Here is a 13490-nt window from a genome sequence, read left to right as displayed (position 1 = left end):
AAACTAGTTATTATTGACGATAAATTGTACTCGTCGATTTAATCTGCGACCTTCGCTGGAATGATTATCCGCAACAGGTTCAGATATACCTTTACCGATAACGGTAAAGCGATTTGGATTGAAGCCATAGTCTTCAACCAAAATGCGTTTCACATTTTGAGCCCGTCGTAGTGATAACTGATAATTAAACTCTGGCGTACCGACAATATCCGTATGCCCAACTAGAGTTAATCGAGTCTCAGGATTCGCGTCTAAAAAAGCTTTCACTAAGGCTAAAGCTTTCCATTGCGATAAATCTACTTCGGCAATCGCAAACTCAAAATACACAATCGCGGTCTCAATATTATGACAATCAGCGGCTGAATAAGTACTGGGGTCATTGAGATCACATTGAATACTGCTGGATTTTACTTCGGCTTGGTAAACACAGCCATTGGCCATCACAGTGGTGTTTGCTGGTGTGTTTGGACAGGCATCTTTAATATCCGGGACGCCGTCTTGATCTGTATCTTGCCATGCATACGCGGGCAATATCAGGATTAAGCTCAAGGCTAAACACGTTAATTTAATCCATTGCATTACGGATGTTTTCACCACAAATCACCTTGTATTTTATCTTGAGTAGCTAAAACCACTAAGAGATTTGCACTGCATTAGCATGAGCATCTTAGTCGGGTATTCTATCTTTTTTATCGGCCTAACGCCAAGTTTTGCCCGTTATTTGATGCAAATCAATCGCATCAGCCTAGATAACATTGGCTCCTTGTTGATTTTATCGGCAGACATAAAGGCAAACTATACAAATTTTTCCTTTGAGGCTAGAGTCGCACTTACGCGATGAATATCCGCGTCGGGGATAGGCAGAAGAAGTCGAGGACAAGATGATAGATTTACGCAGTGATACCGTGACCCAGCCAACAGAGGCGATGCGCTTAGCCATGTCGAGGGCTGAAGTGGGTGATGATGTTTATGGTGATGATCCGACCGTCAACAGCTTACAAGATATGGCCGCCGAGATGTTTGGTTTTGAGAGTGCGCTGTTTACGGCATCGGGCACTCAGGCCAATTTACTCGCATTGATGGCACATTGTGAGCGCGGGGATGAATACCTGTGCGGCCAGCAGGCGCATAACTATAAATTTGAGGGCGGTGGCGCTGCGGTTCTCGGCAGCATTCAGCCACAACCGCTGACCAATCAGCTGGATGGCACTATCGCCTTGACCGATATTGAAGCGGCGATTAAACCCGATGATATTCACTTCGCGCGCACGCGCTTATTGAGCCTAGAAAACACTATTGGCGGTAAAGTCTTGCCCCAGACTTATCTTGCCAATGCGCAGGCACTGGCATTTCAGCGTGGCTTAAAAATTCATTTAGATGGCGCTAGGGTTGCTAATGCCGCCGTGGCACAGGGGATAGGGATTGCCGATATTGCGGGGCATTTTGATTCGGTTTCCATCTGTTTATCCAAGGGATTGTGCGCGCCTGTTGGCTCGCTGCTCCTAGGTGATGAACGCCTAATTAAAAAGGCCACGCGCTGGCGTAAAATGCTGGGCGGCGGCATGCGCCAGGCGGGGATTTTAGCGGCGGCGGGTAAATTAGCGCTCACAGAGCAGGTTGAAAGGCTTGAGGAAGACCATGAAAATGCTGCGTATCTTGCCCAGCAATTGAGTCAGTTAAGTGAGTTTGAAATCGATTTAGCCGCCGTTCAAACCAATATGGTATTTGCAACGCTTGCACCCCATGTCGATGAGAAAGCGCTGGCGAAACGTTGCCGTGAGGCGGGCATTCTCATCAGCCCTGGCCGCACGCTACGCTTTGTGACCCATAAAGATGTGTCGCGTCAGGATATTGATAAAGTGCTACAAGTGTTTAAGTTACATCTGCAGGCATAATCGGCTTTGAGCCCAAGTGAAAACTTGGGCTTTTTTATACATCTTACTTACTATATCGCGGATTTTAAAATCAAAAGTCGAATTGTGAGCCAGATGCTAGGCGAATTTTTTTAAGCCTATCTATACTAAAAACAATAAGTTCACATCATTGAGGTCGAGCAGGGTTGAAACCTAACAATAATACTAATAAAGGGGTCGATTATTGGACAAAACGGATCAGTGAATTGGAAATGCCAGCGCTCTGTTCCACCGTCCAGACGTTAGAAAAGCTTGCCAAGGATGACGTATCGTCTCTCGCCTTACTCGGGCGAAGCGTGATGCACGATAACGCCCTCACATCCCGTATCTTACGTGTCGCTAACAGCGCGATTTACCATAAGGGCAGTACCCAAATTTCGACCGTCAGCCGAGCCGCAATAGTGTTAGGGTTTGATGCGGTGCGTAATATCTGCATTACGGCTCAACTGTTATCGAGTTTGTTAGAGAGCAAAAATCTTGCCCCCGCCGTGTATCAGCGCTTAATCAAATTAATGGCGAAGGCATTCCAAGCCGCCATGTTAGCGCGGATGATGCTCAGTGATTACGATGAGGATATTCAGGAAGAAGCCTTTATCGCCTCTTTGCTTTACCACATTGGTGAGAGTGCATTTTGGAGTATTGGCGGTGAGTTTACCGAAACCTTAGACAGCCAATTAACCGAGTGTGAAAATCCCGTCGAAGAGCGTAGTGTTATACGTGAAGCCTTGGGTACCTCATTCTCGCAACTGACGCAGAGTATTGCGCGTCACTGGGGATTAGGGGAGTTATTGATCCAAGCGGTGAATTATCCCGATGATCAACGCCCTGAAATTCGCTCTATTTTTCTCGCCGATAAGCTCTGTGAGATTCTCTCCCAAGAGGTGATTGATAAAACCGAACTGGAAAAGCGTATCAGCCAAGCCGCCAATTTTACTGGGCTGGATGAGAAAGAATTAACCCTGAGAATGCAGCGCTGCACTAAGGCGACCCATAAATTAGCCGAAGCCTATGGCGCTAAAGTGTTGATCGATTATCTGCCCGATCCTAAGCGCATCAATAAGGTTGAGCCCAGCGCACCTGTGGTTGAGCTGCCCGTATTTGAGGCCAACTTGAATGTGCAATTGGCCAAACTGCGCGAGCTCACCGCCTTTGCGATCAATAAAGCCGATTTTAACCAAATTATGCAGACCGTACTCGAAGGGATTTTAGAAGGCGTCGGCGTGGACCGCTGCGGGGTGTTACTCCTATCGCCCAGTCGTAAACAGTTGCAGCCTAGGATTATGCTCGGTCGAGATGCTGAAGAGATGAAGCAACTGTTCATTATCGATCTTGGCGATAGAAAGGGCTTATTTTCACTGGCGATGGAACATAAGGAATGCCAGTGGATTGATAACCCCAATGCTAAAAAGTGGCTCGAGCAATGCAAAGAACTTAAGACTCAGTTGCCAGAGTCGGGTTTTTTGATGGCGCCACTCTTGGTCGATAGTAAAGTGATTGGCTTTTATTATGCTGACCGTGGGCCATCGGAAAGAACCTTTAGCGAAGTGGACTTTCAAGCTTTTATCCACTTCTCGCAGCTGGCCAATGTGTGTTTTACCGTGTCGTTAAAATAGTTTACTGAGCGTTTTTAATTTCAGCGGTAATCTGTTTGGCAATCGAATTTGGGATGGGAAAGCTCAAATGATATTGAGCAATTTTCCATTCCCCATTGGTTTTAATTAGGGTGCCTGTCCCTCGGCTTACGCCATAACTCGGGCTGTTAAGCAGTTCATCAAACAGGATCACATCACCATGCTGCACTAAATGGCGGCTGGTTAAATCGTAGCGCCAACCTTTGGTCGGGCGTGAATAGCGTTCAAACTCGGCCATACCCCAGCGCTCAGTCGCATCCGTTCCAATAAAAATACCATCCTGACGATAGAGGGCAAAATACTTGTCCCAATCGGCACTACTCGAATATTGATTCAATTTATCCAGCACTTGAGCGGCCGCTTGTTCATCGCTAAGCGTGGTTGCTACTTGTTCGTCAGCAATGGCGGTTTGTGGATGAAAGCATAGGGTGCCAAGCATTAACAGGCTGGCGCTGAACAGTGCGAGATGCTGGCGAGTGCGAGCTGAATTGGAGTTGCGCTCCGTGCGAGTGAAAATTGTCATCGTGGATTCCTTATCGTTATGGTTATTCGGTCTGATGGTTTCTAGAACATATGCTAATTAGATCAGTGCCAGTTTATCGGATCGAGTTGATAAAAATGGCTCAACTCGCGATAAAGGGCTGGATGCTCAAGATTAAGTGCTTCTGGCTTTTCAAAAAAGACCTCAGTCACTACGGCAAAAAATTCTGCGGGATTGGTGGCACCATAGTAATTAAACAGGGACGGGCGGCCAAGGGCGGCAGCTTGAACTAACTCATTATAGGCCTGACTAAATACGCTCGACCACGACAGATAATCCTGACGGCGCTGTAAAATCGGCGCGCCATTGGCGTGACCATCCTCTTGATCTAATTGATGGGCAAACTCGTGGATCACTACGTTATTACCATCGTGGGGATTGGCTGCGCCCTCTAAAGTATTTTTCCACGACAGTATCACTTGGCCTTGCTCCCAGGATTCCCCTGCCAGCACATTGCGTTGCTCCCAGATTAAACCCGCGGGATCTTGGCGTTGGCTATCGACAATAAAAGCATCGGGATAGACCAATATCTGTCTCAGATTGGGGTAAAAATCGGTATTGCGGTTTAGCAGAAGCAAGCAGGCTTGGGCGGCGATGGTGACGCGAATTTCGTCGGTTATTTGCAAACCGTCGCAACCGACGAATCGTTTCTCATCCAAAAAGACTTGGATATGGCGTTTGAGTTGCAGCTGAAGATCCGCTGGCAAGGCGTGGAAATAAGGCAATCTTTTCTTCAAAATTGTTCGCCAAGCCTTAGGAAAGGCGCTAGCCATTACGCGTTTACGGTGGAGCGTCTTGCGCCAGCGGCTCGAGGCTAACCAAGCGATTGCACCGAGGCCAAGCGTTAGGGTAATGAAAACTGCGAGCATGAATTCCTCAGTGCACTATTTCCTTAGGTATATTAGCTAATGGGGATTCAGCGAGGCGAACTCAATCCTTTGCTTAAAAATAAAACGCTCTAGGATGTGCTTCTTACGGATAAAGTGAGGGAGCGTTGAGCAAAACTTCGGTGCGGTTTCGGCCATTTTGTTTGGCTTGATAAAGTGCTTCATCGGCCTGGCAAAGGAGTCTATTGGTGTCGATTAATTGTGACGGTTGCCAGCAGGCAACACCTAAGCTGATAGTCACTAATCCCGAATGGGAGGAGTCCTCATGGGGAATATGCAGGGCGATGATGGCTTTGCGCAGACGTTCGGCAATTTTGTAGGCATCCTCTAGATGGCTCGAGGGCAGTAACAGCATAAATTCCTCCCCCCCATAGCGGGCGAGGATATCCGTCGGCCGTTGCAGAATCGATTTGGCGGCATTGACGATTTGCTTTAAGCATTGATCGCCCAGTACATGGCCGTATCTGTCGTTAAATTGCTTAAAGTTATCGATATCGAACATCACTATGCTGAGGGGCATATTATGATCGTTAGCGTAAATCAATTCCTTCTGAATTTGGCTGTCTAAATAGCGGCGATTATAACAGCCGGTTAATCCGTCAGTTTCGGCCATGGCTTTAACCTGAGCCGCATAGGTTTTAAGGGTTTCGAGCGAACTCACCATCTGTTGTAGCTCGAGGTTATCGGTAATGGGCATTTGGGTGTCGAGTTTTTCATTGGCGATGGCATTCATGGCATCACGGGTGGCGATAACAGGCTTAATGATGCCTTTAGCGATAAAATGCCAACTGGTGAGCCAGATAAAGAAACAATAGAGAATGCCGCCACAAAAGATCAAAATCACGAAGGATGTGCTGTCACTCTTCAGATTTGCGCCCGCGAGTTGTATTTCTTCTTCTACATGGTTGACTAATTCTTGGGTAAAGGAGGCGATTTCCTGCGCCGCACCAGCCTGATAGCCAAAATGTGCATTGGCAATTTGGGTGCTTTTTAGCGCGTTGCGGGAGAGGTCAAAAAGGTTGTCTTTACCCACCATGTTTTGCCTGATTTGCGATAACCAGTCGATATAAATCGCGCTGTCTTGATTAAATGAGCGCGAGATGTTGTCCATGGTTATCAGTCGGCGCATCCCATCCCGTTGTAATTGGTTAAGCTCGACTAGGCTTGTCACATTTTTTACGTTGTCGAGGAGCACAAACAGATGCTCGCCCTGATGAAGAAATGCTGAAAGTTTTTGATCTTCAGATAGATTCTCTGCAATTGCATTCAACTGCTTTTGGGCGATTAAGCGGTTATAGTGACCATGAATTTGCTGCAACTGAGTTTGCATGCTATCGGAAAATGCTATTGCCATCCCCGAGAGATTCGCCTGAATATTCTGGGCTTGGAATTTGGCTTGCAGCGCCGTGTCGGTCAAAGTGTTGAGCAGGGGCAACTGCTGCTGATAATAAAGTTGAGTGTCTATGGCATGGTTAAGTGCCTCATGCATATGCGGCGAGGTTTCCATGCTGGCGAGGGTTTTGGTATCCCTAAGCAAATGTTCCCATTGGCTTGTGAGTTCTTGCAACAAGCGTAGGCGCTGCTCCTCGGTATCATAATGGTTTAACTCAGTGGTGATGATTTGCAGTCTTTCACTGTTTTTTGCCAGTTGCAGCGCGGTTGTCACTTTCACTACATCGCTATTAACCAATAGTTCGATTTCCGATCTTAGCTGTTGTGACAATAGGATAGCGATAACGCCATTAAGCAACGCCATGCCCAGAATGATATAAAAGGCCAGCGTAATTTTATGTTTTAGACTGGTGAGTCGTTTAGCATTCATTGGCTATTGTTCTTATCAATTGCAGGCACTTCCCCATAGGTATTCTGCAGATGCTTAATTTTGGCACTCAATTCAATAAAAATATCGGCGCTGTCCGCTTCATGCCGACTTGCGGCGTAACACGCATGGCTTAATTCCGGGTAAATTTGTCCCATTGCGGTCGTGGTAAAGTGCCCGACATCCAAGACTTTAGTTGACCAAAATAAATTTGCGATATGGCTTGCCTCGAATGCGCCAGCAATGGCTCTTTTTGAGGCTTGTTTAAACTCGGGCGCCGTTACTACGTCCATTCGGCAGGGATTGCCGCCACCGAGGGCATAGGCGTATTGGGCTTCATAGGTGCCCATGTATTTAAGTAACCAATAGGCGGCTTGCGGATTTTTGCTGTCGTAGCTCACGGCAAAGGCGTAGGCGCCGTTATAAGGGGTACTGCCTGGCACTTGAGCTACGCCAAGTCGAGCACCTGGCACATTGGCCTCGACTTTAAAGGAGGCCGACCATAGATTGTTGTAGGCAAAAGGCCAAATAGCCACTTGCCCTGAAGCCATTGCATTGGCCGCTTCGTTAAAGGCAAATTTGTCATCGGCAGGGATAGCGTAGGGCATCAGTTTACGGTAAATAATGGCCGCTTTTAGCGCCTCTTGATTGACAGCGGGCACCTCAAAATGCGTCAGCTGTTTTTGTTGATTATAGATGGGCCACATCCAAGCACCACCTAAGCTCCAGATAATGCTAGAAAACTCATCGTTAATATGGGGCTTATTGCCAGACATTAAGGCAAGACCATAAAAGTTGTGACTTAGCGGTTTATCGGCGAGGAGTTCACCAGTCTTTCGAGTAAAAAATACCGCTTGATCCTGCAGTTCATCAAAATTGGTCGCAGGTTTGAGTGGATAACCGAAACGTTGCTCAAAGTGGGTTTGCTCAGTCTTATTTTCAAACAGATCGGCACGGTAGTGGCTGCCCATCACATAGTTATTGTAGGGAATGGCGTGCAACTCTCCGTGATAAGACAAAATGTTAAGAAGTGATGGATAATAAGGTTCGAGATACCTTTCCATCGCTTTTTCGCCATCGGGGTCGTAGAGTTTGGCTAATTCTGGTAGTGGCACTGTATAGCCATTGGCTGCCCACTCTTTTGCCCAACCCGCCTCCATAGTGAGCAAATCGTACTTACCTTCACCTTGCAGCAACGCTTGGGTCTGAAGCTCAAACATGCTCTCAAGCTCGGTGCTAACCACATTGACTTTGACACCGGTTTTTTCGGTGAATTTAGGCAGCATTTCGCGGGTCAGATAGTCGGTCCAAAAGCCTTTTTCGGCGACTAAGGTGATGGGGGTTTTATTCGATAGCGGGGGAATTTGAGCCAAGGAAAATTCCGCTAAAGCGGGTTTTGTTAGCGTTAATCCAAGTCCAATAAATAGGAGCGATAAAGGTCTAAACAAGAATGACTCCTCAGATACAAGGGTTAACATGCTAATAAATAGCATTAATAAACTTAGCTGTACATTAAGGATAGGCTTGATACAAATTATAACTTAATTTTTGTAAGGTTTTTTTGAGGCAAAAAAAACCGGTGACCTAATCAATGTGGATCACCGGAAAAGGGTGGGAGATTGCGCGGTACTAAGATTTTTTTATCTGTTGCTCGCGCATCTGCCGCAAGGCGGTTGGCAAAGCATAGTGTTGTTCAATTAAAAAACGGATCAATTTAGATTTGGAAATGTCACTTTCTTCAGAGAGCTTGGCTAAATGGCTGATTGCCGCTTCACTCAACGAAAACGTGGCTTTACGGTAATGCGGCCGTTCCTCCTCATGGCTTGCATCCAGTTGCATCGATGCCGTTTTAGGACGATGTAAAGTCACCACGTTGGAAGTATCTAATATGACTTCAAGTGGTGCGACTTCAAGTGACGTGACGTCAAGCGGCGCCGCTTGAAGCGGTAATTCTTTCACTAATTCCATCGCTGCCAATGAGCCGCCCGTACTTGGGAGACGGTTTTCTCCCATGGCATAGAGGGTCGCGGCATCAATAAACTCATCGAGGGAGAGGGGCTGTGCGCCTCCCCTAGATGGCATAGCGTTTTTCTTGAGGTCGCTGAGTCCCATATTGTCCTCTCAGATGATTCGGCTGAGGTTGATTCATCGCGGCGCGATGCGCGGCCATTGGTGTACTTGGTCTGAGTAAGGCCATTAATGAGGCGGCGCAGTCCACTTGGAACATTTCACAGGCGATAGCACGGATTTCGGTGGCGGCTTTACCCTTAGGTTCTATCTCGATAACAGATAACCCTGACTCTTCGCTGTCATCATAGATATTACGGCTATAGGTAATCGCATCTAATACATTGATATCGTAGGTTTTGCAGACCTCTTTGGCCTCTAAAATACGGTTCGCTTGATTCGGCAGGTTAGGGCATTGGGTGATAACGAAGGAGGCGTGCAATTTGGGGTTAATCATCTTACAAGTCGCGACGATATCATCCATATGACTCACGGTTTTTAAGTCGCGGCGTTTTGGTCGCAGTGGCATTAAGATATGGGATGCCACCGACATGGTCGCCCTTAACGCTAGGTTGTCTTGGCCGCCACAGTCAACAATCACAAAGTCATAATGCTGCTCTAAGCTCAAGAGATCATTTCGGATTTTTCCATAGAGCTGTACGCAGTTGATGCTGGCAAGTTTGGGGTTGTTGTTTCTGGCTTGGATCCAATCGGATGTGGTTCGCTGTGGATCGCAATCCACCATGATGACAGAGGCACCACATTCAGTGGTAAGAAATACTGCGATATTTTGTGCGAGGCAACTCTTACCGCTGCCGCCTTTTTCGCCGCCGACTAACACTATCATGACGAATTCCTCAATGCTTAGGGTATCACTTGGGCGGCTGTTATATGTGTTGAGCTTTACCGCACCTTGTTGTCATAAATGAATGTAAACCCTATGTTAATTGCGGTCAATTAGCTGATTTTTGACACTTTTTTATAAACTGTCGCACGATTATTATTTGACGTTACAGTGCCGTGTGCCGTTAATTTGACTCTTATCAGACGAAAGAATGAATAAGGCTGATTGTTAGTTAATGTGATGATTTTTAATGTTTTTATGCTTTTTAGGCTTGAAAAATATTGAGGTGAGCTAGGTCAGTTTAGCAGTATTGAGCTATCTGGCTGATGGCCCATATTTCATTTTTCAAGATATTTTTCAATTTTTATTCTTAAATATTATTGAGACGCAGACTCTTGGTTGCTGTTTTTCAGTCGAAAGTTGTCTTGCTGCTGTGCTTTATGTCATCAAATTGCCACCTAATTCGGTTAGGATTTTCCTATTATGCCGTCTAATCACCTTGATTTTTCTACCATTCGTGAAGGGATGCCAAAGTGGATATTAAAATGCTAATGCCTATTGAATTTGAGTTGGTTGAATCTGCGCCTTTATTTCATGAGTTGCTCAATTTACGCGATGCGGCGGGGCATCCTTCTATCGGCGTTGAGATGGCGGATGGGCATCCGTTACAGCCTTTATATTGGGTCTCTATTCGCCTAACGGGTGAGCAACAAAAAATACCTCCGCCTTAGTGGCAGCCGCCTGCGTATATGGTGATAAGGCTAACCATCTGGCGATTGAGGATTTTATTGTCTTACCTGAATATCGCCATGTGGGGCTGGCCAAAATAATGTTAGAGCGAGTCATGGCCTTTGTGGATGAACATGCTAGTCAAGGGACTTGTGTGAGCATTAACGCCCATGGAGAAGAAGAACGGCTTTGTATTGAATATGGTTTTGAGCATTCACATTGTGCCAATCTTGGGCCGAATCTGCGTAAACTCTACGCCTAATGCATTGCCAATAGGGTGAGTCTATGACTTGCACTTATTCTATTTAGCCATCGTCGTACTTCAGGCGACATTAGCCATAGGCATTCATTGGGCAATAGGGTAGCATCCTGCATCTAGTCCACTGTTTAAGTTCAAGCTAATACCTTCATGGATCAACAACAGCTTATCGATGCCATAAATCAGGTCATGCCCTTTGGCAAATATGCTGGCCGCCGCTTACTCGAATTGCCCGAACCCTATTTAGTCTGGTTCCATCAGCAGGGATTTCCAAAGGGAAAATTAGGGGAGCAGTTAGCGCTGATTTATGAGGTAAAACTCAATGGCCTCGAGGGCATGTTAAAACCGCTGTTGAAATGAGTTCCCCTGTGTGCGATAAAAATCCTACTTTTGCGATAAGTGTTGTATTTCGTGATAGAGATTGGCGATTTATTACCTATGGCATGTTTTAATGCCGCATATTAGTAAAACACAAGGAACAAAAGGCATGATGGCAAAATTGGTAAAATTAGCGGCTGTAGCAACATTAGCGTTAGGTATGTCAAGTGCTTGGGCACAGGGCGTCGTTCATGAAGGTACAGTTGTGGATACCATGAATGGTGGCGGCTACACCTATGTTCAAATTAAAGAAGCTGACAACACGTTTTGGGCAGCCGGCCCAGAAGCTGAAGTCAAGAAAGGCGACAAAGTGGCCGTGGTTGAGCAAATGTGGATGAATCAATTCACCAGCAAAACCTTAAACCGCACCTTCGACAAGCTGCTGTTTGTTGGCCAAATCGAGAAGAAATAATCTCGGTCTGCATAGTAGATGACCCAGAATCATTAAACCGCCTCGCCTTGTCGAGGCGGTTTTGTTTTCAGCATTTACTATTCCATACATATCTAGGCTATCACTCGTTGGTAAAGCGCGGCAAAATAGGCTGATAAGTCCAAGCTTGGTCGATAAATCGTGTCCGTTCCTTTACAAGCCAATAAGCAAATTGAAGTTGTGCCTTATCGGCGCCGTTATGCCCGCGCGGTGAGTGAACTCTTTCATCACAGCGTGCATCAAATACAACATGAGCGATATAACGCCGCGCAGCTTAACGCTTGGTCGCAGGCGCCCCGTTCGAGTCAACATTGGCATTTACGCTTAAGTCGTTCCCAAGCTTGGATTATTTTGGTGACAGATGCCGTGAGCTTATCTAAGATTTGTGCAGGTTTTATCAATGTCGAAACGGATTTTCACCATCAAGGATATATAGATAGCCTCTATATTCATCCCGATTGGCAACGGCAAGGGCTGGGGGAGCGAGCTTATCGACAGCTCGAACAGTGGGCAAAAGAGCAGGGCTATTGTCAATTGAGTGCCGATGCGTCTTATCTTTCCCGCGGGCTGTTTATTAAGCTCGGATTTGTCCAACAGCAACGCAGCTACCAACAAAAACTGGGCCAAGTGTTGCCGAGTTTTTATATGACTAAAAAACTGTAACTGAATGGGAATACATTGCCTGTGTGCCCATTGGTCATGATTAACCCATAGGAGTGGACTCCAATGCAGATACGCTTATTTTCTCCTGCGGATGTGGCACAGGTGGCGGCGGTATTTAACGCCAGTGTGATGGAGGGCGCGCAGGAATATTACTCGCTTACCGAACGATTAGCTTGGGCGCAAAACCAAGGTGAGGCACGAAGTGATGCCTACTGGCTGGCTAAGTTAGAAGATACCACCACTTGGGTGGCGCAGGAAGGCAGTAAGTTGGTTGGCTTTACCAACTTAAGGCTATGCTCCGATAAAGAGCTCAATTGTATGGTCGGCGAAGTCGATTGCCTGTTTGTCCACCCAGAATACAGCCGTGCCGGAGTGGCGACGCATCTCTATTTAGCCCTACTCGAAGAGGCAAAAAGCCGTAATCTTAAACGGCTTACCGTTGAAGCCTCCTATCAGGCGCGTCCTTTCTTTGAGAAACAGGGTTTTAATTGCATTCGCCGTAATGAACTACGTCGCTATCTCACTGCCGAAGATAAACAAAACGACAGGGCGCAGGTGTTAGTGAACTTTAGTTTGATTATGTCCTTAACATAGGTTTGCGCTCGAAGGGGATCCCTTTAGGCATACGCAGACCAATAAAAAAACCGCCTCGTTTCCTCGGCGGTTTTTTTATTGGTCACAATATTCATCAGGCTAAGTCAAACACCAGTGCGGTGACATAGCTGTCGGCGACGCTAAATCGAACCACTTCTTCGGCGGTGATATGTGCGCCATCCCCTGGGGTGAGCACTTGGTCATTGACCTTAAGTGTACCTTCCACCAATTGCACATAGAGCTGACGCTGTGGCTTAAGCTGCGGCATATGCACTTGCTCTTGCGGTGCCAGCATTAGGCGATACAGGGTCGCATCCTGCTGTACTTTCAAGGTGCCATTTTCACCCGTTGGGGTGACCACGGCGGTCAGCGCCGAGGTTTGCTCGAAGGCCTTTTGCTGATAACCCGCATCAATCCCTAAGGTGTCTGGTTGGATCCAGATCTGCAAAAAGTGCAGTGACTCAGTGTTTGATGCATTGAACTCGCTGTGGTAAATCCCTTTACCGGCGGACATTAGCTGAAACTCTCCCGCTGGTAAGGTCTTAACATTACCAAAACTGTCCTTATGGGCTATGGTGCCTGAAATCACATAACTGATGATTTCCATGTCTTTATGACCATGGGTTTCAAACCCAGCGCCCGGCGCGACTCTGTCATCGTTAATGACTCGTAGGGAAGACACGCCCATATGCTGCGGATCGTAGTAGCTTGCAAACGAGAAGGTATGTTGGCTCTTTAACCAGCCTAAATCAGCCTGCCCACGGTCCTGCGCTTTACGTATATGGATCATCATTT

The 13490-nt window shown here is 46.7% G+C and carries 14 protein-coding genes and 1 pseudogene; 7 read left to right on the top strand and 8 right to left on the bottom strand.

The genetic code is table 11. The features are described 5' to 3' along the window. Nucleotides 1–3: 3 nt before the first annotated feature. Complete coding sequence (locus tag M0415_RS07690; RefSeq protein ID WP_088212063.1) at nt 4–594, bottom strand: OmpA family protein; 591 nt, start codon at nt 592–594, stop codon at nt 4–6. A gap of 287 nt (nt 595–881) precedes the next feature. Between M0415_RS07690 and ltaE the strand changes: the two genes are divergently transcribed. Together ltaE and M0415_RS07680 are read left to right on the top strand one after the other, a co-directional pair. After that, nucleotides 882–1895: a low-specificity L-threonine aldolase gene (gene ltaE, locus M0415_RS07685; protein WP_088212062.1), complete on the top strand. Its 1014-nt coding sequence runs from the start codon at nt 882–884 to the stop codon at nt 1893–1895. A 164-nt stretch (nt 1896–2059) separates the two neighbouring features. Then, nucleotides 2060–3526, top strand: coding sequence for an HDOD domain-containing protein (locus M0415_RS07680; protein ID WP_088212061.1), 1467 nt, complete (start codon nt 2060–2062; stop codon nt 3524–3526). Nucleotide 3527: 1 nt separating this feature from the next. On the opposite strand, the gene M0415_RS07675 is transcribed toward M0415_RS07680, so the two are convergent. From M0415_RS07675 to M0415_RS07650, 6 genes are all read right to left on the bottom strand, one after another. Further along, nucleotides 3528–3983 carry a nuclear transport factor 2 family protein gene (locus M0415_RS07675; RefSeq protein WP_425383175.1) on the bottom strand — a complete coding sequence of 152 codons (456 nt, stop codon included), beginning with the start codon at nt 3981–3983 and terminating at the stop codon, nt 3528–3530. Between the two features lie 146 nt (nt 3984–4129). Further along, nucleotides 4130–4954 (bottom strand): M90 family metallopeptidase, encoded by an 825-nt coding sequence (locus tag M0415_RS07670; protein WP_088212059.1) that lies wholly within the window; start codon nt 4952–4954, stop codon nt 4130–4132. 103 nt (nt 4955–5057) lie between these two features. Further along, the gene (locus M0415_RS07665) at nt 5058–6794 is read right to left on the bottom strand and encodes a GGDEF domain-containing protein (RefSeq protein WP_088212058.1); all 1737 of its coding nucleotides are present in this window, start codon (nt 6792–6794) and stop codon (nt 5058–5060) included. Next, nucleotides 6791–8284: an ABC transporter substrate-binding protein gene (locus M0415_RS07660; RefSeq protein WP_249554480.1), complete on the bottom strand. Its 1494-nt coding sequence runs from the start codon at nt 8282–8284 to the stop codon at nt 6791–6793. Before M0415_RS07660 ends, M0415_RS07665 begins: the two co-directional genes overlap by 4 nt. A 136-nt stretch (nt 8285–8420) precedes the next feature. After that, on the bottom strand, nt 8421–8903 hold the full coding sequence (locus tag M0415_RS07655; protein ID WP_176399947.1) for a CopG family transcriptional regulator: 483 nt from the start codon (nt 8901–8903) through the stop codon (nt 8421–8423). Continuing rightward, nucleotides 8863–9645, bottom strand: a complete 783-nt coding sequence (locus M0415_RS07650) for an AAA family ATPase (protein WP_088212055.1) — start codon at nt 9643–9645, stop codon at nt 8863–8865. Before M0415_RS07650 ends, M0415_RS07655 begins: the two co-directional genes overlap by 41 nt. Nucleotides 9646–10175: 530 nt before the next feature. Here M0415_RS07650 and M0415_RS07645 point away from each other — a divergent pair. From M0415_RS07645 to M0415_RS07625, 5 genes and pseudogenes are all read left to right on the top strand, one after another. Continuing rightward, nucleotides 10176–10633: pseudogene (locus tag M0415_RS07645) on the top strand (GNAT family N-acetyltransferase). 147 nt (nt 10634–10780) lie between these two features. Beyond that, a complete protein-coding gene (locus M0415_RS07640; RefSeq protein ID WP_088212054.1) occupies nt 10781–10990 on the top strand; it encodes a DUF3820 family protein in 210 nt (69 codons plus the stop codon). Nucleotides 10991–11117: 127 nt separating this feature from the next. Continuing rightward, nucleotides 11118–11420: a hypothetical protein gene (locus M0415_RS07635; RefSeq protein ID WP_011622005.1), complete on the top strand. Its 303-nt coding sequence runs from the start codon at nt 11118–11120 to the stop codon at nt 11418–11420. A 159-nt stretch (nt 11421–11579) separates the two neighbouring features. Next, nucleotides 11580–12101, top strand: a complete 522-nt coding sequence (locus M0415_RS07630; protein ID WP_088212053.1) for a GNAT family N-acetyltransferase — start codon at nt 11580–11582, stop codon at nt 12099–12101. 63 nt (nt 12102–12164) lie between these two features. Continuing rightward, nucleotides 12165–12695 (top strand): GNAT family N-acetyltransferase, encoded by a 531-nt coding sequence (locus tag M0415_RS07625; RefSeq protein WP_088212052.1) that lies wholly within the window; start codon nt 12165–12167, stop codon nt 12693–12695. Nucleotides 12696–12789: 94 nt separating this feature from the next. On the opposite strand, the gene M0415_RS07620 is transcribed toward M0415_RS07625, so the two are convergent. After that, the gene (locus M0415_RS07620; RefSeq protein ID WP_088212051.1) at nt 12790–13485 is read right to left on the bottom strand and encodes a pirin family protein; all 696 of its coding nucleotides are present in this window, start codon (nt 13483–13485) and stop codon (nt 12790–12792) included. Nucleotides 13486–13490: the final 5 nt, after the last annotated feature.

The sequence above is a fragment of the Shewanella sp. 10B genome (assembly GCF_023475885.1).
GTDB lineage: Bacteria > Pseudomonadota > Gammaproteobacteria > Enterobacterales > Shewanellaceae > Shewanella > Shewanella mangrovisoli.
This window is presented reverse-complemented; position numbering and strand designations above follow the sequence as displayed.

Coding starts and splice junctions, on each gene's coding strand:
- ltaE (WP_088212062.1), top strand. CDS start 882: ATGATAGATTTACGCAGTGATACCGTGACCCAGCCAACAGAGGCGATG.
- M0415_RS07675 (WP_425383175.1), bottom strand. CDS start 3,983: ATGCTTGGCACCCTATGCTTTCATCCACAAACCGCCATTGCTGACGAA.
- M0415_RS07670 (WP_088212059.1), bottom strand. CDS start 4,954: ATGCTCGCAGTTTTCATTACCCTAACGCTTGGCCTCGGTGCAATCGCT.
- M0415_RS07665 (WP_088212058.1), bottom strand. CDS start 6,794: ATGAATGCTAAACGACTCACCAGTCTAAAACATAAAATTACGCTGGCC.
- M0415_RS07660 (WP_249554480.1), bottom strand. CDS start 8,284: ATGCTATTTATTAGCATGTTAACCCTTGTATCTGAGGAGTCATTCTTG.
- M0415_RS07655 (WP_176399947.1), bottom strand. CDS start 8,903: ATGGGACTCAGCGACCTCAAGAAAAACGCTATGCCATCTAGGGGAGGC.
- M0415_RS07650 (WP_088212055.1), bottom strand. CDS start 9,645: ATGATAGTGTTAGTCGGCGGCGAAAAAGGCGGCAGCGGTAAGAGTTGC.
- M0415_RS07640 (WP_088212054.1), top strand. CDS start 10,781: ATGGATCAACAACAGCTTATCGATGCCATAAATCAGGTCATGCCCTTT.
- M0415_RS07635 (WP_011622005.1), top strand. CDS start 11,118: ATGATGGCAAAATTGGTAAAATTAGCGGCTGTAGCAACATTAGCGTTA.
- M0415_RS07625 (WP_088212052.1), top strand. CDS start 12,165: ATGCAGATACGCTTATTTTCTCCTGCGGATGTGGCACAGGTGGCGGCG.
- M0415_RS07620 (WP_088212051.1), bottom strand. CDS start 13,485: ATGATCCATATACGTAAAGCGCAGGACCGTGGGCAGGCTGATTTAGGC.